The sequence below is a fragment of the Halomonas sp. genome (assembly GCF_029263665.1).
GTDB lineage: Bacteria > Pseudomonadota > Gammaproteobacteria > Pseudomonadales > Halomonadaceae > Halomonas.
In genome coordinates this window covers 1-20,319 of sequence record NZ_JAJUFQ010000033.1, presented here as the reverse complement: position 1 = coordinate 20,319, position 20,319 = coordinate 1, and the positions used below count along the sequence as shown (strand labels likewise).

Here is a 20,319-nt window from a genome sequence, read left to right as displayed (position 1 = left end):
GTTTACTCCGCTGCCTCCGCGCTCATGGGCTCGTCGCGAGACTCGGGTGCTTGATGAGAGTCAGTGACATCCTCGGACTCCACGGCCTCATGAGACTCATCGACTTCACTTGCGTCATGAGCCTTGCCGCCATGACCGAACAAGTGACGATTACCTTCCTGCTCAGCCATATGAGCGGCATGAGCCTCGTTGCCATTGAGGAAGCTCTTGACGATGGACTCGTACAGACCCGGGGATACCTGGGAGAAGTACTGGATCTCGTTGTGCTCGGTAGGAGCAGCCAGAGCGTAGTACTCATCCGGATAGGTCAGAGTGTCTGAAGATTCCTTGACCTTGGCTACCCAAGCATCGAAGTCCTCGACGGAACCGACGTGGGCCTTGAAGGTCATACCGGAGAAGCCAGGACCGCTGTAATTGGATGAGCGACCGTTGTAGACACCCTGCTCATTGGCGATCAGGTGAACGTCGTTATCCATTCCGGCCATGGCATAGATCTGGCTGCCCAGGCGAGGAATGAAGAAGGAGTTCATGACCGAGCCAGAGCTGACACGGAAGCGCACCGGAGTGTCCTCGGGGAAAGCCAGCTCATTGACCGTTGCGATGCCCTGCTCCGGATAGATGAACAGCCACTTCCAGTCCAGTGACACTGCCTGGATCTCCATCGGCTCGTTCTGACCTTCCTTCGCCTCAAGAGGCTTGTGAGGATCAAGGCTGTGGGAGGTGTACCAGGTCAGCACCGCCAGGAAGACAATGATGACGCAGGGGATGAACCAGACGATCGCTTCGATCACAGTGGAATGTGACCAATCGGGAGCGTAGGTAGCATCCTTGTTACCGCGGCGATAACGCCACGCAAATACCAGAGTCAGCACAATGACCGGTACCACCACGATCTGCATCAGACCGAAGGCAGTGAGGATCAGAGTACGCTGCTCCTGACCGATTTCCCCCTTGGGGTCCAGCAAGGCTGAACTACAGCCCGCCAGCACCAGGGGTAGCGCGAGCATCAGCACTAGGCCTAGCATGCGCAAATATGACTTTCTTCTCATGTAGCGACCTCGTCCGGGCGTGGAGGCGGAATACCAGAGCTCACGAGCCTTGCTCAAGCACTGCCAATAGCCGAAAGCTACTGGTTCTGCTTGAGCAAGCTCGCACGTGCCAAGGCGGCCCGGCGGGGTGGAGGAAAACGCTGTCATCCCTTGTCAGGAGCGAAATCCATGTGCATTGCCTCCGGCTTGGCGAAAGCCAGTTGCAATGAGCCCACCTACGCCTTCCCCAATGGCGATATCCCATTCTGCCCCCCATGTGATGGGAGGCAGAATGGGACAGCGCATATTGTCGGCACATGTCCCTCGAAAGAGAAGCGACGATTTGCCGCAGGGTGTCGCACCGCCTTGCGGCGCCAACCATAAACCGAGAGAGCTTCAAGCTCCAGTCGAACTGCAGGAAAAATTGGCAGGAACGGGAACGATAAAGAGTTTATCCACCCCACTCCTTACTCGCTCCCGGCTGATATTCTGAATAAAGACTCACATGGTGATCAAACGTGGTATGAGATCGGGAATATCGGCCAGCGCACTGGCAGCTCGATCATGGGTCACGATGATGTCCACATCAGACAAGGCGCCAAAAAAAGCAGGCCGCAGACAATCCCACTTGCTGTCATCGAACACCAGAATACGCTGGGCAGCAGTTTCTATCACTGCCTGCTTGGGGGCCACTTCATGAAAATGAAAGCAACTGAGCCCACGCTGGGGGTGCACGCCCGCGGCAGAGATGAAAGCACGATTGATACCCAGTGCCCGGATCTGTGCAGCCATGTCATCCCCTTCAAAAGACTGGGACACCCTGCGATAGCGGCCTCCGAGCAGAATCAGGCGCACATCATCCAGAGCACTGACCGCATTGGCGACATTGAGTGCATAGGTCACTACCGTCAGCCCCTGGCGCCTGCCCAGCTCACTCGCCAAGGGCAGCAATGTGGTACCACAATCGATGAACAGGGTATCGCCATCATCAATGCAGGATAGTGCATGCCGACACAGAGACGCCTTGATCTCGGCACCACGCATTTGCTGCGCACTGAGGTCGTACGTTGGCATGTAATGGGGGTCATCACGGCGCACCAGATATCCCCCCATCAGACTGAGAAGGCTATCTCTGGAAGACACGTCGCGCCTCAGCGTCATCTCCGATACACCACACAGTTTGGCGGCATCGGCCAGATGCAGGCTTCCCCCACTGACCAGCGCCTGCAGCAGACGCTCCTGCCGCTCCACACCCCGTCGATTCATCAAACCATTTTCTCCACCCAGTTCACTCCATCCCGTCCATTTGTACCTCAGGCACATCCCCGCGCCTCTCTACGCCATCCACCTCACTCCCTTACTTCATTCCCTCTATCTCATGCCCCTCTTCCCGGCATTCTCCCAGCCTGATGACATATGGCTGATTCATGATCGCCCAGATAAATCATTCTATCGCCTTAGTGCAGGGTGCCCAGGATCATAAGGCTCTCACCAGATTTCACTACTCGACCTTTGCGTTAGGGCATAGTTAGAGCAGAAATGTTAAAAAAATCACATTCACTGTTATAATGCTATCAGCATTTCCGAGGTGTCCCTGCACCACCCGTCTCCTACTAACAATAAAGCTACCCAACTCGAGATCTTTTGATGTCCCGTTATACTTCCCTGGTTTCTACCACCGTCTTTTCCTGCGCCCTTGCCGCACTGCCTTCAGCCGCCATTGCTTCCAGCCCGCAATGGTCGTTCGGCAACGTTTCCGTCAACTACCTGGACTGGTCCAACGGCACCGAAAAGCGAACTGCCACCAACGCGGCCAAGAGCGATTTCGTCTATCTCGAACTTGAAGGGGGAGTGGGCTATTCCTGGGGTGAGTTCTACGGTTTCTTCGATATCGAGAATCCCGGCCACGACCAGTTCGATGAAGGCAGCGACGGCAAGGACAACCTGCGTACTGCGGGCAAGGTGACATCCCACCTCTATCTCGGCGACACCCCCTTCTCCGTCTATCTGCACCTCTATGATTTCCGTGACTACGGCTTTCATAGCCGTGAACAGGACCAGATCCTGGGGTTCGGCTATCGCCATACCTTCGGCAATGGCCTGTGGATCAAACCCTTCATCGGTGCCGCTCGAGTCCAGAGCAGTGGTTATACCGGCATGAACGGCGGCATGCTGGGTTGGGTCGCCGGTTATGACTTCAATGCCCTGGGTCAGAACTTCAGCCTGACAAACTGGCATGAACAGACCTTCGCCCGGGATGATGACTATCTCGAGCAGAACTACGTTGGCGCCAAGGCCGACGAGATTGGCACCAATGGCGCTGTTGCCCTGTGGTGGCACCCTACCAAGATGCTGACCACGGGCCTCCAGTACCGTTATTCAGATGAAAAGCTAGGCTCTCCGGGCCAGTACCAGAACGCCGTGATCTACTCTCTTAAGTTCAACTTCTTGTAAGAAGGCGACCGAACCTATGACACTTATCATGAGTCTGGTGGGCATGGTGACACTCGTCATCATCGCGATCCTGTTTTCCAGCAATCGTCGCGCTATTCGCCTACGTACGGTGCTAGGGGCCTTCGTCATACAGGCAGGGCTCGGCGCCTTCGTCCTTTACGTACCTTTTGGCCAGAAAGTGCTGAAGACCATTTCCGATGCGGTCAGCCAAGTGGTGGCATACGCCAACGATGGTATTGGCTTCGTCTTCGGCAACCTGGCCAATGTCGACAGCACCGGTTTCGTCTTTGCAGTGAAAGTGCTGCCGGTCATCATCTTCTTTTCTTCCTTGACCGCCGTACTCTACTACCTGGGCATCATGCAGTGGGTGGTGAAACTGCTTGGGGGCGCCTTGCAGAAGATACTTGGCACCTCGCGCACAGAGTCCCTTTCCGCAACAGCCAATATCTTTGTTGGCCAGACCGAAGCCCCGCTGGTGGTTCATCCCTATATTGCCGGCATGACCCAGTCACAGCTGTTTGCCGTGATGTGTGGTGGCCTGGCATCAGTGGCAGGCTCTGTCCTGGCTGGCTACGCGGCTCTTGGAATTCCCATGGAATATCTGGTCGCTGCTTCCTTCATGGCGGCTCCTGGTGGCCTGTTGTTCGCTAAGCTGCTGATGCCGGAGACGGATCCTGAAGCCGACCAGGCGGAACACCGTGTGGAGCAGATTGAGGAGGATGACAAGCCCAGCAATGTCCTTGATGCCGCCGCCTCAGGCGCTTCTTCCGGTTTGATGCTGGCCGCCAATGTCGGCGCCATGTTGCTGGCCTTCATCGGTCTGATCGCGCTGATCAATGGCATTCTCGGCGGTGTCGGTGGCTGGGTTGGCATCGACAGCCTGAGTCTGGAGATGATTCTTGGCTGGCTGTTCTCTCCACTGGCTTTCCTGCTGGGCGTTCCCTGGAACGAAGCGACCTTGGCGGGCTCATTCATTGGCCAGAAACTGGTCGTCAATGAGTTTGTCGCCTTCATCAACCTGGCACCCTATATCGATGGACAGCAGTTGGTGGAAAGCACTGGCCAGGTCATGAGCCAGCATACAGCGGCCATACTGTCCTTTGCCTTGTGTGGTTTCGCCAACTTCTCTTCCATCGCCATCCTGCTTGGTGGACTGGGTAGCCTGGCACCCAGTCGCCGCCACGAGATCGCGCGTTTTGGCATCAAGGCGGTTCTTGCCGGAACACTGTCCAATCTGATGTCCGCCTGTATCGCCGGCTTTTTCATTACCCTCGGCGCCTGATTACTGCTTACCTCCGGGCCCAGATGGGCCCGGTTCTACGGAAACGCCGGTGGCTCTCTTTCTCTCGTCTCGGCCTTCCCATGGAGTCATTCAATGAACGATCTCACCCAGATTGCCCATCAAGCCCTCGCCCTGATGGACCTGACCAGTCTCAATGACGATGATGACGAAGCGTGCATTGAAACCCTTTGCCATAAAGCCAGAACTGCTGCTGGGCACCCTGCCGCCATCTGCATCTATCCGCAATTCATTCACACCGCCCAACGCGCCCTGGAGGCAGAAGGCCTTGCGGGTAAGGTCAAGATCGCCACAGTGACCAACTTCCCTGCGGGTGGTGACGATATTCAGGTTGCCGTGACCGAAACCCGCGCAGCCATTGCGGCAGGCGCCGATGAAGTGGATGTCGTTTTCCCCTACCGCGCCATGCTGGCAGGCAACAACGATATCGGCCGTGAGTTGGTCAGCCAATGCAAGGCGGCCTGTGGCGAGCGTGTGCTCAAGGTGATTCTGGAAACAGGTGAACTGCAAGACGCAGCCCTGATTCGTCGAGCTGCCGAACAAGCTGTCGCCGGTGGTGCCGACTTTCTCAAGACCTCGACCGGCAAGGTCGCGGTCAATGCCACTCCAGAAGCGGCACGCGTCCTGCTTGAAGTGATTCGCGATGCAGACCGTCCCGTAGCCTTCAAGGCAGCCGGCGGCGTGCGTAGTGCCGAAGACGCTGCACGCTACCTGGACATTGCCAGCGACATCATGGGGCCAGCCTGGGCCACTCCCGAAACCTTTCGATTCGGCGCTTCAGGCTTGCTGGACAACCTGCTGGCGACGCTGAACGGAAAAAGCCATCAAGAGGGCAGCGCAGGAGACTACTGATGCTGATCCAGGACATTCTCGCCGCCAAGCGCGATGGCCAGGCACTTGATGAAGCCGCCATACGCCACTTCATTCAGGCCGTTGCTGAGAACAAGGCTGGTGACGAACAGATCGGCGCCTTCACCATGGCCACGGCGATCCATGGTATGTCGCTTGCCGAGACCGTCGCACTGACTTCCGCCACGCGAGACTCTGGCCGAGTGATGGACTACTCGGCACTGAATCTCACCGGCCCAGTGCTCGACAAGCACTCCACCGGTGGTGTCGGCGACCCGGTGTCTTTGATTCTCGGCCCCTGGCTGGCAGCTTGTGGCGCCCATGTCCCCATGATCTCCGGACGCGGCCTCGGCCATACCGGTGGTACTCTGGACAAGCTCGAGTCCATCCCTGGTTATGACGTCACGCCAACACAAGACACCTTCGCCAGACTGGTGACTTCGCCTGGTGTTGCCATTGTCGGACAAAGTGCCGACCTGGCCCCTGCCGACAAGCGGCTCTATGCGGTGCGGGATGTCACCGCTACGGTTGCCTCCCTGCCGCTGATCGTGGCGTCTATCCTGGGCAAGAAACTGGCCGAAAATCTCGACGCCCTGGTCATGGACGTCAAGATCGGCAATGGTGCCTTTCTGTCCAGCGATTCAGAAACCCGCAAGCTGGCCAGCACGATCGCGCAAGTCGCGACACTCTCGGGTACCCCGACCAACGCCGTGCTCAGCGACATGAATCAGACGCTGGCCACCAGCGCCGGCAATGCCGTGGAAGTGCATGAATGCCTAGCCATTCTCAAGGGAGAGCGGCACACCGGACGGCTGCTGGAATTGACCCGCTATCTGGCGGTAGAAGCCTTGCTTTCAGGCAAACTGGCCCAGGATCGCGAGGAGGCTGAACGGCGCCTCGATGCAACCCTCGCCTCGGGCCAGGTAGCAGAACGCTTTGCACAGATGGTGGCCGGCCTTGGCGGTCCGACAGACCTGCTGGAACGCCCCTCAGCGTATTTGGCCAGTGCTCCTGTCATCCGGGATATCTATCCTGCAGATGCCGGCTTCGTCACCGCCCAGGACGTCAAGGCCCTGGGCATGCTGGTCGTGGAGCTGGGCGGCGGCCGCCGCCGCGCCGGTGACCGCATCGACCACCGTGTCGGTCTGGATCATATTGCCGCCATCGGATCCTGCGTTGATGCGCAGACACCACTGGCTCGCCTGCATGCTGCCAGTAAGGCGGATGCCGATATGCTCGCGGAGCGCTTGCGTGACGCCTTCCACATCAGTGCTGAAAAGGTCGACTCTCCCCCTTTGGTCCATGATGTACTGACCCCTTCCCAAGACTCTCTTTCAGGAGATAGCCCATGAGCCGTGCCATCGTTATCGTCATGGACTCCTTTGGTATCGGTGCCTCTCCCGACGCCGAGCGCTTCGGTGATAGCGGTTCAGATACTCTGGGGCATATCGCCCAGGCTTGTGCGCGGGGCGAAGCTGATGATCGTGGTCGCCAAGGGCCGCTTCATCTACCTAACCTGGCCCGCCTGGGGCTTTTCCATGCTCACCGCGAAGCCACGGGGCAGTTAGCTGAAGGTATCGAGCTCAGCGAAGCGGCCCATGCACTCGATGGGGCTTACGGCTACGCCCAGGAGATATCCTCCGGCAAGGACACGCCATCCGGTCATTGGGAAATTGCCGGCGTTCCGGTGCGCTTCGACTGGGGCTACTTCGAAGCCAAGGAAGAGAGCTTTCCTGCCGAACTGCTCCAGGCCTTGATACACGAAGCAGAACTGCCTGGCGTTCTGGGCAATTGCCATGCATCCGGTACAGACATCATCGCCCGCCTTGGCGAGGAACACTGCCGCAGCGGCAAGCCTATCGTCTATACCTCAGCGGACAGCGTGTTCCAGATTGCTGCCCACGAGGAGACGTTCGGTCTTGAACGACTCCTGACACTGTGTGAAATCGCCCGAGGTCTGCTTGAGCCCTACAACATTGGTCGTGTCATCGCCCGCCCCTTTGTCGGTGACGATACCGCCAGCTTCACACGCACCGCCAACCGACGTGACTACAGTGTCGAGCCCCCTTCCTCTACCGTGCTGCAAAAGCTGACCGAGGCAGGAGGAGACGTCATCGCCATTGGCAAGATTGCCGACATCTATGCCCATTGCGGTATCTCTCAGCTGATCAAGGCATCAGGTCATGATGCCTTGATGGATGCCATGTTGAAGGCTCTGGAACAAAGCGCGGGCTCCTCACGCAACACAATCGTGATGACCAATTTCGTCGACTTCGACATGGTCTACGGTCATCGTCGAGATGTCGCTGGCTATGCCGCGGCTCTGGAGCATTTCGATACCCGTCTTCCGGAACTGCTGAACATGCTGCAGGACGACGACATGCTGGTGATCACCGCAGACCATGGCTGCGACCCTACCTGGCATGGCAGCGACCACACTCGCGAGTACATCCCGGTACTGGTAAAAAGCGCAGGCCTGCCTGCTGGCTCACTGGGTAAACGCGAAAGCTTCGCCGACATTGGCCAAAGTCTGGCCAGTTTCCTGCATCTCTCGCCCATGGCCGATGGAGAAAGTTTCCTCCTTCACCGTCAGGGAAGCATTGAATAAAGCAGCATCACCAAGGAGTCACTCTTTATGGCAACTCCCCATATCAAGGCTGAACGCGGCGACTTCGCCGATACCGTGCTGATGCCTGGCGACCCGTTGCGTGCCAAGTACATCGCCGAAACCTTTCTCGATGATGCTCGCCTGGTCACCGATGTCCGCAACATGTATGGCTACACCGGCAGCTATCGCGGTCGCCAGGTCTCTGTCATGGGACATGGCATGGGCATTCCATCGGTTTCCATCTATGCCAAGGAACTGATCACCGAATACGACGTCAAGCGCCTGATCCGTGTCGGCTCTTGTGGTGCGGTGCGTGATGACGTCAAGGTCCGCGATATCATTATCGGTCTTGGCGCCAGCACCGATTCCGGGGTCAACCGCTCTCGTTTCCGCGGCCTGGACTTCGCGGCCATTGCCGATTTCGAGATGACTCGCCATGCAGTGGATGCCGCCAACGAGCAAGGCGTGGCGGTGAAAGTCGGCAACATCTTCTCTGCTGACCTCTTCTACCACCCCGATCCCGCATTGATCGATACTCTGCGTCAGTACGGCATTGTCGGAGTGGAGATGGAAGCGGCCGGACTGTATGGCGTGGCGGCTGAATTCGGCGCTCGGGCCACCACCATCTGCACCGTGTCGGATCACATCGTCCATGGTGATTCGCTTTCCAGCGACGACCGTGCCACTACCTTCGACGACATGATGAAAGTCGCTCTGGAGTCGGTACTGCGCGATGATCAGGCGTCTCGCGACGGTAAGCAGGAGTGATGACCATGAACGAGCATATCGACACCGATATCATCGCCACGCTTGTCGCAGTACGCAGCCGGGCCTATGTGCCCTATTCCGGCCATCCTGTGGGTGCCGTGCTGATAAGCGAGTCGGGAAAGCGCTATACCGGTGCCAATGTGGAAGTTGCCCATTACAAGGGGCTCTGCGCTGAGGCATCCGCCATCGCTGCCATGGTCAGCGCAGGTGAACGCCGCTTGGCTGAAGTCTATGTCATCGGCCCCGGCGAGCACCTGTGCACACCATGCGGCGACTGCCGCCAGCGCCTGCGTGAATTCGCCACCCCGGAGACAGTGATTCGCGTGGTCGATGCCCATGGCAAGCTGCTCAAGCGCTATAGCATGGATGAACTACTGCCGGACTCTTTTGGCCCCGAGAATCTCGGCAAGGACTCGTCAATGCACCATTGAGCGGATCATCGCATACCGGAAGAACGGCAGACGTCCACGGGCGCCTGTCGTGCTTCTCAATACCGGCTTCTCGATACCGGCTTCTCGATACCGGCTTGATCACGCGGGATCTGGAGCACCACCACTCGAACTGGTCTGGTGCAAAGGGTCCGCAACTCCGGCTTCTCCAGGCTTGCGGCCGCTGGCATCGCGACGCTGATGATCCGGCTCTCCAGGCTGGGTAGTACCATCCAGGCGCCCCCCTCCCAGGCCTTCCATGCTCACGCTAAGGCGTGGTGCTCCAAGATGAACCCCCATCTCTTCCATGCGTCGCTTGAGCAGCATGTTGAAGGCGCGGGATACATCCCACTGCATCTCGGGTGCGGTCCGGAAACGCATACGCAGAATGGCGCAACCATCCTCGAACCGATCGACCCCCTGCATCTCCAGCGGCGACCAGATATGGTGGCGCATCATGGGGTCCTGACGCAGATCCTTGGCAGTCTCCTGCATCAGGCTCGTCGCATCGTCGATAGGCATGTCATAGGGAATACGAATCTTCATCAGCGCAATACCAAACTGACGCGACATGTTATGGATCGATTCGATACGCGAGAAGGTGATGATATGCACGATGCCATCCAGGTCGCGCAGCCGCACGGTGCGCAGCGTCAGGCCTTCGACCGTACCCATGTAATTATTGATCCTGACGAAGTCATCCACCGCCAGGGAGTCCTCGATCAGGATGAAGATGCCCGTGATCAGATCCTGAACCAGAGTCTGGGCCCCAAACCCCACCGCCAGTCCGATCACACCCGCCCCCGCCAGCAGCGGTGTCACATTCACGCCGATGTTGGCCAGACCGACAATGGCAGCGATGATCACAATAGTGGCAAACATCACATTACGGATCATCGGGGTGATCGTCTGAGCCCTGGCCTGATTGACACGCCGGCCACGAGAACGAGACGGGGAAGTCAAGGAGCTCTGAATGGCAGTATCCACAAAGATCCATGCCAGCCAGGCCAGCAATACGGTAAAGGCAATCGCCAGCACCGCATGCCCGAGACGTCCACTTGCCACCCCTTCACTACCGATGCCCACCAGAGAGCCACCCCAGACCTGCATGGACAACTCCGCGAACACCAGCCAGGCCAGCACATGGGCAAGCGTATACGCGAAGCGCTCCAGACGGCGCAGGTACTCACTGTTGTGGCGGTAGCGCTTGTGCGTTCGCTCATGGCGCTCGCGCTGACGCCGTAACAAGGCTGTCATCACCAGCGTCAATACCAGCAGGGCCGAATTGATGATCGAGCGAGCCAGTGCCGTACCGACATCCCCTCCAGTGACAAAAATGGATACCAGGGAAGCGCCGACAATCAACAATGCCGGAATATGCCATAACTGCCCAACCACCCGGATGACTTCAGCATGACTGCCGCTATCCCGACGGTGGATATAATGTCGATGCCGGATCAGGTGACCAATCGGGCGTTTGAAACGCAAGATGAAGCGAAGCGACAGCAGAGCGGCCAGGGTATTGGCCAGCACCGAGGCCAATGACGCCAGATCCAGGCCTAGCTGTTCGGTCAGGCGCGCAGTCTGAAAGGCATCTCCCAAGGCAATCAGGGCACCTATCACAAACAGCGGACGCAAGGCTTTCTGCTGCAGGATATGGACCGCTGTATAACGGTGCCCACGCGTGAATACCGAAAGCACGGTTTCCACGACGACTGACAGCGTACGCCCGCACAAAGCAGCGTAAGCAATCAGCAGCACCGCCGTACGGCCATGGAATTCTGACGCCAACTGGGCCACCCCTAGCGCAGCCAGAAACCCTAGTGCCCAGGGCAGCATGCGACGCAGGAAATGGACAGCCAACAGCCAGGCCTTGGGTTCTCTGGGCAGGTCCATCGGCCATCCATAGTGCTTGCCGATCAAGCGTCCCAGAGCAATCAGGCCAACCACCATACCCACCCAGGCACTCAGCAACACACTGAATTCAATGAGAAAGCGTACGATCTCTCCGCCATTGGACGCCACTACCTTATCGATGGTGCTGTGCCACCCTTGAGTCAATCGGGATTTCCATTGCGCCCAGGGGGAATCTCCGCCATCGGCCTGGTTTCCCAACTCACTGACCGTTTCGGCCAAGGCGCCGAGCAACCCCTCTGAGGTCGAGTGCTCATCCGCCGAAACCTGATTGGCACTGCGTAATGATTTCAGTGTCTCGACCAATTGTGTCCGGCTCTGATCGTCTTCCAGAGTACTGATCAGCGTATCCAGGGATTGCTGCAGTTCCTGCGCAGAAGGCTGATCTGGCGATGAACTCTTGAGTGCGCTCAAGCCCAGGCTCTGTGCCTGCACAGGCAATGCCAACATCATTGCCAGCATTACCACCCCCAGCCATTGCATGGCCTGGATCGCATGTTCAGCCAACCAGTCTGTCCGCATCCTTACTCCTGACGTCACCGTCCGCCTCCTGCTGTCACCAGCCGCCTCTTGCGGGGGTACACGATAGACAATCGCTCCATGGGGCACATGATACGCACCCCTCTGCCTCCTCACTACATCACAGCACCATCAACGGGCACCTTGATCCAGTATGGTGGATGCAGCATTGCGCAGTGAACTCTTCACTGCCATAGTTCCAGCCAGCCAATTTGGAAAATCCTTCCACATAAATACCCAAAGTGACTGACGAGGCACATCATGACGATTTCCCGGGTACGCATCGGGCGTGGAGCAGACAGTGTAGAGGTTCCCGCCATCGGTCAAGGCACCTGGCATATGGGAGAAGACCAGCATTCCCGTGGTGACGAGGTAAAGGCCCTGCAGCATGGGCTCGACCTGGGCCTGAGCCTGATCGACACAGCGGAAATGTATGCGGATGGCGGTGCTGAGGAAGTCGTTGGTGAAGCCATGAAAGGTCGCCGCGACGAAGTGTTTCTTGTTTCCAAGGTGTATCCCTGGAACGCAGGTCGCGATAGCGCCATCCGCGCCTGCGAAGCAAGCCTGAAGCGCCTGGGCACCGACCATGTGGACCTCTATCTACTGCACTGGCCCGGGAACATCCCTTTGGACGAGACCCTTGAAGCCTTCGAGCGCCTGGCCGACAGCGGCAAGATTCGTCACTTTGGTGTTTCCAATTTCGACATCGATGAGATGCAGGCCCTGGCAACGCTCCCCGGAGCAGAGGCTTGTGCCGTCAATCAGGTGCTCTACCATCTGGCCTCACGAGGCATCGAAGTGGCATTGCGCCCCTGGATGCAACAGCATCAGATGCCGATCATGGCCTATTGCCCGCTGGCACAGGCAGGTAGTTACGGCAGCAATCCATTACATGATCCATCCATCATCCAATTGGCAGCAGAACTTTCTCTCACCCCGGCCCAACTATTGCTGGCCTGGGTGACACGCAAGACCAACGATTGCCGGGATGTCATCGCCATCCCCAAGGCCACGTCACTCGCCCATGTGGCAGATAACGCCAAAGCCCTGGAAATCGAGCTGGACATGGATACTCTCACGCGGCTCGATGAATGGTTCCCGGCACCGTCACGCAAGGTACCGCTGGATATCGTTTAGCAAGACACCGGTTGCATTCTCTGCCACCTGAGCTCAGTCACCTGGAAAACGCAGCGCAACCAGGTGCTGGGTGAGAGCATCACCGCCAATCTCGCGCATGCGGGCAATGTTGCGCGTGGGAATCTTCTCCGGATCAGCATAATGCTTCAGTGCCTGTTCCAGTCCTGCTTCACGCAGCAGGTGCCACACAGGCCAAGGGGAGCGATTGGTGAAATTGGCAGGATCATCTTCATCGGTGCCCTCGAAGACGTAATCGGGATGAAAGCTTGCCAACTGATAGACACCTTCATAGCCCTGTTCTTCCAGTAACGCTTCTGCCATGGTCAAGGCATCGAGGTAATCGTCGAAGTCCTCCAGGCCCCGTTCAAATACCAGAAGTATTGTCTCCACTTCTGGCACACGATCGAGATGCGAACACGCGTCGATCAACCCGAGCAAGGCCGCCTCCAGATGTCGCCCGTCAAGAGAGCGGTAATGCACCGAACCGCGCTTTACCTCCCGCCCCGCGAAGGGACAGACGTTATGTGCCACGACAAAGGACTCCACCCAGGCTTGGGTAGCCTTGATGCAAGGAGATACGCTACGGCCAGCAGTGGATTCAGGCATCACATCCTCGGAAAGGAATCATCTGAAAGATATAAACAGTGCGAAGAATTCGAGCGACGATCACGCCAGGGATCAGGAAGACACATCCCTGCGCGAAGCAAGACGGTCCGCCAGGCGCGTAGGTTCCGGAAGCTTGTAGCGGCCAAGACAGGCAATGGCCCAGTCCCTGGCGCTATCTATCGACAAGCGGTGTCCGGGCGAAACGAATATCGGTTTGACCCCTGCTCGAGAGCGTAACACTATGCCAAGCGTCTCGTCGTCATGTTTTAGAGGCGTCCAGGCTCCGCGTTCTTCAGGTACTTCACCATGTTTCCCGGTCAAGCGCTTCTTGGCCACGCCCAAGGTTGGCAGGTCCAGCCACAAGCCTAGATGTGCAGCGACGCCCAACCGCCGAGGATGCGCGATGCCATGACCATCGACCATGACCAGGTCGATCTGGTGCTTCAATTGCGCAAAGGCAGTCAATGCGGCAGGTGTTTCACGAAATGACAACAACCCAGGAATGTAGGGCATGCGTGTTGGCTCCCGGGCCACGACCTGCTCGACAACCTTCAGCTCCGGCCAGCTCAGCACCACCACTGCAGCTCGCGTGATCTCGTCGCGCTTGCCCTGTCCACTGTCGATATCCATGGATTTCTCGAAGCCAATATCGACACCAGCGATATATTTCACCTCACCTGCCAGGCGATCCTGGCGCTCGACCTGCCCTGCCAGCCGGCGTTGCAGAGCGATGGCATCACGAGGCGCAAGATCCCAATCATGCAGGTGTCGGGGAGTGAACGTGGACATCCGTTATTTTCCTGGAATGGCATCGCGGTAGACTAGGGCATCATACAGATATTCTCAGGGAGGAGCCGTTGAACATCATCCACACCGCGGATTGGCACTTGGGCCAGAACTTCCATGGTCAGGAGCGTCATGCAGAACATCAGGCATTTCTCGACTGGCTGCTCGATACTCTGGAACAGCACCAGGCCGACGCCCTGCTGGTGGCGGGTGATATCTTCGATGTGGTCAACCCCTCCCTGCGTGCTCAGCAGTTGCTCTATGATTTTATCGTATCTGCCCACGAGCGCCTGCCAAGCCTCAATATCGTACTGATTGCCGGCAACCATGACAGTGGCAATCGTATCGAACTTCCAGCCCCTCTGATGCAACGTCTGGGCACTCATGCTCTGGGCCGGGTATGCTGGCTGGATGACGGTACTCTGGACAGCGAGCGCTTGCTGATCCCCCTTGATGATATCGACGGCACGACATGTGCGTGGTGCCTGGCGCTACCTTTCCTGCGACCCGCCGAGGTCACAGGAAACGGCGTACAGCTGGATGAGGCATCCCAGAATGGCACCAGACATGACGATTCCCCACATAACGATTCCCCACATAACTATGTATCCGGCGTCACTCAGGTTCATGAGCAGCTGATCGCGGCGGCCCGCAGCAAGCGTCAGCCTGGCCAGGCTCTGGTGGCCATGAGTCATGCTCACCTGCATGGTGCAGCGGTTTCCGAAGCCAGTGAACGGCCCATTGTCATTGGTGGTGAGGAGTCCATTTCTGCATCCTTGTTTCCCACTGATATCGCCTATGTCGCATTGGGACATCTACATCGTGCTCAGCAGGTTGGCGAGAAACGCATCCGCTATAGCGGCAGCCCATTGCCACTCGATTTCAGTGAAGTGAACTATCCCCATCAGGTAATCGCCATTGGCCTGGAGGGTGAAATCCTGTCCTCTGTAGAGGCCATTGCCGTGCCGCGCCCCGTGGCCATGTACCGAGTGGGGCCGGCGCCATTGGATGACATCCTGACAGAACTGGCGTCCATGACTGTCGACCTGACCAATGCCCCGGAACAGTCCCGCGAATACTGGCCCTGGCTGGAAGTTCGGGTGGAATTGACCGCTCCCGTTCCCGACCTGAAAGCTCAGGTGGATGCGGCATTGAAAGACAAGCCTGTTCGCTTGCTGCGTTTGGAGCGACGCTTACCGCAAAACGGACAGGACGCCCGATCCCACAAGGTGGACCTTGAATCCCTGGGGCCACGACGCCTGTTCGAGCTGACCTGGCAGGAACGTTGGAACGAGCCGCCCGGCCCAGACGTCATGTCCGATTTTGATCGCTTGCTGCAAGATGTGCTGGACGATGCGGGGCAGGAGAAGCAGCCATGAAGATTCTTGCGTTACGGCTGGCCAACCTGGCCTCACTTCCCGGCCCTATGGAACTCGACTTCAGCACACCACCACTGCGTGATGCCGGCTTGTTTGCCATCACCGGCCCAACCGGTTCAGGCAAGAGTACATTACTCGATGCCTTGTGCCTGGCCCTGTATGGCAATACCCCACGCCTGCGACAGGCACCTGGACGTGACGCCCCATTACCGGATGTTGGCGAGGACACAGTCAGTACCGCAGACCCCCGCACCCTGCTGCGACGAGGCTGCGCCAGCGGCTATGCGGAAGTGGACTTCGTTGGCCGTGATGGACATCATTATCGGTCACGCTGGTCCGTTCGCCGTGCCCGCGACAAGGCCACAGGTAAACTGCAAGCTGTAGAGCAGTCACTGCGCGATCTCGATAGCGGGCAATTGCTGACAACCCAGAAACGCGAGTTCGAGCGCTTGCTGCCGGAACGCCTGGGACTGACATTCGACCAGTTCACCCGTGCGGTTCTGCTGGCCCAGAGCGAATTTTCCGCCTTTCTCAAAGCCGATGACAACGAGCGCAGTGACCTGCTGGAACGCTTGACCGGTACCGCCGAGTATTCTGCCATTTCCATGGCCGCCTACCGCCGCACCAGTAACGCGAAAAAGCAGGTCGAAGCGCTCGAGGCCAAGCTCGCCGGTGACCTGCCTGCCGATGCCGAATCCCGTGCCGAACTGGAAAACCTGGCCGCCCAGGCTGAGGAGGCACTACATGCCATTCAGCAACAGGCCAAGCATCTTGATGCTCAGCAACAATGGCATGCCACCGATGCCAGGCTGCATCAATCATGGGTCGAAGGTAGCCAGCAGCACACCGCAGCTGAACAGCGATGGCAGGCACTAGCCGATATGCGTGCCGACCAGCATTGGCGCCAGTTGCTGCTGCCCCAGCGTCACCGCCTGCAACGTCAGAAAGAGCTTCCTGCTCTGCTCTCGGCACAAGAAAAGTCTCTCGCCCAAACGCGCCAGGCAAGGGGTGCCGCCAACGCCGAACTGGAAATCAGTCAAGCCGCTTACGCACAGGCCGAACAGGCACTGGTTGCCGCTTCCGAGCATCGGCAGCAACAGGAACCTTCGCTACGCAAGGCGCGTGAAGATACTCAGGCATTGGCAACACTGGATCATCAACTGGCCGAGATCGATAGACAAGTTCAACAACGCCAGTTCGACATCAGCCAACTTGACGAGCAACGCCTGCAGACCGAACAGCGTCATCAACAGCTCAGCACGCAGCGCGACGACTTGCAGACAGCCCTGCAAGAGGTACTCGGCAAGCATGTTTCCGTTGATGACGTGCGTCAGACGGCCCAGCAGCAAGTCGACCAGGCCGCACAACATGGCTTGGCTCTTAATGAGCTGGCCAACGCCTGGCAGGAGCTGCAGCGCATCGAGCAGGCCCGTCATGAACTCGCTCAGCAGTTGGCCGCTGCCGAGAAGCGCAAGCACAGCCTGATCGAATGCGGCCAGAAAGCCAGGCAACACCTGGAGCAGAACGAGACCGCCTACCGTCAGCTGAGTGATTTCATCGAGCACAGCCGTGCCGTGCGCAGCGAAAGCGTGGCGAGGCTACGCCAACACCTCAGGGAGAATGAGCCTTGCCCGGTATGTGGTGGAATGGACCACCCCTGGCGCCATCAACCGCCGGAGACACCCGAGGCCAGACAGCTTGCCGCACAGCAAGCGCATGAAGACGAACAACTGGCGCAGGCACGCCAGGCGCTCGACAAGGCTCAGCAGCAAAGGGATGAACTGCGTGGTGAATATCTCGCCCTGGAGAAGTCCCTGGTACAACAGCGCAACGACCTTGAAGAAACCGAGCGACGCCTGGCTCAGGCTCGCTTGAGCTTCCACGAACTTCCGCTACATGACACCTTGCCCGATACCGACCCCCAGGCCTGCCGACACTGGCTGGAAGAGCAGCGCAAGCAATATGCCTCCCAGCGGCATGATGCCGAACAGCGCCTTGCACGGCTGACTCAGACGGAAACCGAACTGGGCCCTGTGGAAGAAGCTCTCCACCAACATCAGCTGACACTCGCTCAGCTCAACACGCGCGGCGATGGCCTGGGGCAGGAACGGGATCGACTTGTTCATGCTCGCCCCCCCTTGCAACAGCAAAAGGAACATATCGCTCAGCGCCTGACCACCCTGTTGGGAGAGCATGCTTCCCCGGATGCCTGGCAACAGTATCTTGATGAACACCAGGAGTCGGCACGCCAGGCTCGCGACAAGGCCTTGAGCCGCCAGCATGAGGCCCATAGAGAACAGGAGCGGCTGCAAGCCCGGCTGCAACATGAAACGCAACGCCATGACCAGCTCCATCAGGAACAGCAGCAGCTGGAGCAGGAGCTGCAACAATGGCGTCAGGCGCATCCCGAACTGGACGATACGACGCTGGCCAGGCTACTGGCCCAGTCATCTGAGGAAGCCAGCGATCAAGATCAGGAGCTATCCGATGCCGAGCAGACTCTGCAACGCACCGATGCCAGTCTGGCCGAACGCCGCCAGGCGCTGGTTCAGCATCGCCGAGCGATGCCCCAGGCTGAGAGACACGCGCAGGAACAACCCGCTGAAGGCAGCAATGAAGACAGCGATGACGGCACCCTGTTGAGTGAAGAGACTCGCCACCGCCTCCAGCAACATCTCAAGGAAGTGACCGCTGAACAGCAGGCACTGGCTCCACTTCTGGACAGCAGACAGCAGCAGCGAGACGAAGCTGTCCACGCGCTGCGCGATGATGACCATCGCCGGCAGCGTCAGCAGCAGGCCCAGAGCGAACTGGATAGCGCACGTGCCGAGCACCGTCGCTGGGGTCAGATCAATGAACTGATCGGCTCAGCCGATGGCAAGGTCTTTCGGCGGATCGCCCAAGCCTACAATCTGGAGCAGTTGCTGGAACACGCCAACCTGCATTTGACTGGGCTCAGCCGCCGTTATCGCCTTGTCCGTGGCGGTAGCTCCCTCGGGCTGCTGGTAGAAGACCGCGACATGGGAGACGAACGACGCTCGGTACACTCCCTTTCCGGAGGAGAAACATTCCTCGTGTCCCTTGCCCTCGCTCTGGGACTGGCCTCCATGGCCTCTGGCGATCTCGTCATCGAGTCGCTCTTCATCGACGAGGGCTTCGGCAGCCTTGATCCGCAGTCTCTGGCCCTGGCCATGGAAGCACTGGATGGCCTGCAGGCACTTGGTCGCCGGATAGGTGTGATTTCTCATGTCCAGGAGATGCACGAGCGCATCCCTGTGCAGATTGTCATCGAACCACTGGGCAATGGCACCAGCCGAGCAAGGCTGGCTCGCTCTTGATACCCGTTAGCTGATACCAATGCACTGATGCCAATAAGCCCATGGCTTTCAGCACATGGGCTGAATGTCGCAAATGTCCCGATCGGATTCCTGCTCTGCGCAGAAGGCTTTCTCGGAGTCATGCATTCCATAGCGTCTCTTGCGTGCCCACCATAGTGCCGGGATAGCCTCTTTCCCCTCTGCCGTACACAGAGCGGCCGTGGTAGTCTCTTCTCAGTCTTGTTTCAGGAGTGCCTTATGACCGCCACCGAAATGCTCGCCCGTCTGGTGGGCTTCGCGACAGTGTCCCGCGATTCGAACCTGGCCTTGATCGAATTCATCGAGAGCTGGCTGGATCAGCACGACGTGGACTACTGGCGGGTGGAAAATGACGAAGGCACCAAAGCCAACCTGCTGGCACGTATCGGGCCGAATGTTGCTGGCGGTGTGGTGCTTTCCGGACATACCGACGTGGTACCAGTTGATGGTCAACCCTGGACCACAGATCCCTTTACCCTGACCCAAGGTCAAGGCGACAACGTGTCTCGCCTCTATGGTCGCGGCACTTGTGACATGAAAGGCTTCATTGCCTGCGCTCTGGCAGAACTGCCAAACTGGCGGAAGGCTGATCTTCAGGTTCCCATCTGGTTAGCACTTTCCTATGACGAAGAAGTGGGCTGTGTCGGCGCACCACGCATGATCGAGCGCCTGATGAATGAACATCCACGCCCAGCAGCCGTCATTGTGGGGGAGCCTACGTCGATGAGTCCGGTTGTTGCCCATAAGGGGGCGACCAATTTCCGCACCACGGTCATCGGACGCGAAGCGCATTCCAGCCAGGTCTACCAAGGCGTCTCCGCGATTCATGTCGCGGCGCGCCTGGTCACCCGCATCGAGGATGTGATGGCTGAACTCAAGGAGGAAGGTCGTGTCGATGAGGCCTTCAGCGTCATTCATTCAAGCCTGCATGTTGGCAAGATAGAAGGCGGCACTGCCATCAACATCATGGCACGGCGCTGTACTTTCGATTGGGAAATCCGCCACCTGCCTACGGACGATGCCAAGGAGCTTCTGGCCCGAGTGGAAGCTACCGCCAAGGAACTGGAGGCACAAATGCAGGTTCGAGCTCCCGAAGCCTCCATCACCACCGAGGCACTCAACACGACGGTACCGGCCTTGGCAGATCGGGATAACCGCGAGGCCCTGGAACTATGTCATGATTTGCT

General features: G+C 58.3%; 16 protein-coding genes. 11 read left to right on the top strand and 5 right to left on the bottom strand.

All coding sequences use genetic code 11. The annotated features are described in order from the left end of the window. Positions 1-2 precede the first annotated feature (2 nt). Complete coding sequence (cyoA, locus tag Q1K07_RS20205) at positions 3-1,049, bottom strand: ubiquinol oxidase subunit II (protein WP_300315411.1); 1,047 nt, start codon at positions 1,047-1,049, stop codon at positions 3-5. A gap of 480 nt (positions 1,050-1,529) precedes the next feature. Next, positions 1,530-2,294 carry a DeoR/GlpR family DNA-binding transcription regulator gene (locus Q1K07_RS20200; protein ID WP_300315409.1) on the bottom strand — a complete coding sequence of 255 codons (765 nt, stop codon included), beginning with the start codon at positions 2,292-2,294 and terminating at the stop codon, positions 1,530-1,532. Between the two features lie 381 nt (positions 2,295-2,675). Here Q1K07_RS20200 and Q1K07_RS20195 point away from each other — a divergent pair, with 381 nt between their 5' ends. The 7 genes from Q1K07_RS20195 to Q1K07_RS20165 all read left to right on the top strand — a co-directional run bounded on the left by Q1K07_RS20195 (position 2,676) and on the right by Q1K07_RS20165 (position 9,438). Beyond that, entirely contained in the window at positions 2,676-3,482 is an 807-nt protein-coding gene (locus tag Q1K07_RS20195) for an outer membrane protein OmpK (protein ID WP_300315406.1), read from the top strand. A gap of 16 nt (positions 3,483-3,498) precedes the next feature. Beyond that, a complete protein-coding gene (locus Q1K07_RS20190; protein WP_300315403.1) occupies positions 3,499-4,764 on the top strand; it encodes a NupC/NupG family nucleoside CNT transporter in 1,266 nt (421 codons plus the stop codon). A gap of 93 nt (positions 4,765-4,857) precedes the next feature. Then, the gene (deoC, locus tag Q1K07_RS20185) at positions 4,858-5,634 is read left to right on the top strand and encodes a deoxyribose-phosphate aldolase (RefSeq protein WP_300315400.1); all 777 of its coding nucleotides are present in this window, start codon (positions 4,858-4,860) and stop codon (positions 5,632-5,634) included. Then, positions 5,634-6,983 (top strand): thymidine phosphorylase, encoded by a 1,350-nt coding sequence (gene deoA / locus Q1K07_RS20180; RefSeq protein ID WP_149285598.1) that lies wholly within the window; start codon positions 5,634-5,636, stop codon positions 6,981-6,983. The genes deoC and deoA overlap by 1 nt, the downstream gene beginning before the upstream one ends. Continuing rightward, positions 6,980-8,239, top strand: coding sequence for a phosphopentomutase (locus tag Q1K07_RS20175; RefSeq protein ID WP_300315396.1), 1,260 nt, complete (start codon positions 6,980-6,982; stop codon positions 8,237-8,239). Before deoA ends, Q1K07_RS20175 begins: the two co-directional genes overlap by 4 nt. A gap of 27 nt (positions 8,240-8,266) precedes the next feature. Next, on the top strand, positions 8,267-9,007 hold the full coding sequence (gene deoD / locus Q1K07_RS20170) for a purine-nucleoside phosphorylase (RefSeq protein ID WP_149285600.1): 741 nt from the start codon (positions 8,267-8,269) through the stop codon (positions 9,005-9,007). Between the two features lie 5 nt (positions 9,008-9,012). Next, positions 9,013-9,438 carry a cytidine deaminase gene (locus Q1K07_RS20165; RefSeq protein WP_149285601.1) on the top strand — a complete coding sequence of 142 codons (426 nt, stop codon included), beginning with the start codon at positions 9,013-9,015 and terminating at the stop codon, positions 9,436-9,438. Between the two features lie 99 nt (positions 9,439-9,537). Here the strand turns inward: Q1K07_RS20165 and Q1K07_RS20160 are convergent, their stop codons facing one another. Further along, on the bottom strand, positions 9,538-11,871 hold the full coding sequence (locus tag Q1K07_RS20160; protein ID WP_300315392.1) for a mechanosensitive ion channel family protein: 2,334 nt from the start codon (positions 11,869-11,871) through the stop codon (positions 9,538-9,540). Positions 11,872-12,129: 258 nt separating this feature from the next. Between Q1K07_RS20160 and Q1K07_RS20155 the strand changes: the two genes are divergently transcribed. Beyond that, entirely contained in the window at positions 12,130-13,005 is an 876-nt protein-coding gene (locus Q1K07_RS20155; RefSeq protein ID WP_300315390.1) for an aldo/keto reductase, read from the top strand. 33 nt (positions 13,006-13,038) lie between these two features. Here the strand turns inward: Q1K07_RS20155 and Q1K07_RS20150 are convergent, their stop codons facing one another. Both Q1K07_RS20150 and nfi read right to left on the bottom strand, forming a co-directional pair. Beyond that, the gene (locus Q1K07_RS20150; protein ID WP_300315387.1) at positions 13,039-13,611 is read right to left on the bottom strand and encodes a DUF1415 domain-containing protein; all 573 of its coding nucleotides are present in this window, start codon (positions 13,609-13,611) and stop codon (positions 13,039-13,041) included. 72 nt (positions 13,612-13,683) lie between these two features. Beyond that, complete coding sequence (gene nfi, locus Q1K07_RS20145; protein WP_300315384.1) at positions 13,684-14,400, bottom strand: deoxyribonuclease V; 717 nt, start codon at positions 14,398-14,400, stop codon at positions 13,684-13,686. A gap of 68 nt (positions 14,401-14,468) precedes the next feature. On the opposite strand from nfi, the gene Q1K07_RS20140 reads away from it, so the two are divergent. The 3 genes from Q1K07_RS20140 to argE form a co-directional block, all read left to right on the top strand. Next, entirely contained in the window at positions 14,469-15,776 is a 1,308-nt protein-coding gene (locus Q1K07_RS20140) for an exonuclease SbcCD subunit D C-terminal domain-containing protein (protein WP_300315382.1), read from the top strand. Continuing rightward, positions 15,773-19,114, top strand: coding sequence for an AAA family ATPase (locus tag Q1K07_RS20135; protein WP_300315379.1), 3,342 nt, complete (start codon positions 15,773-15,775; stop codon positions 19,112-19,114). Before Q1K07_RS20140 ends, Q1K07_RS20135 begins: the two co-directional genes overlap by 4 nt. A gap of 237 nt (positions 19,115-19,351) precedes the next feature. Further along, the coding region (argE, locus tag Q1K07_RS20130; RefSeq protein ID WP_300315376.1) for an acetylornithine deacetylase at positions 19,352-20,319 on the top strand (968 nt) is incomplete at its 3' end.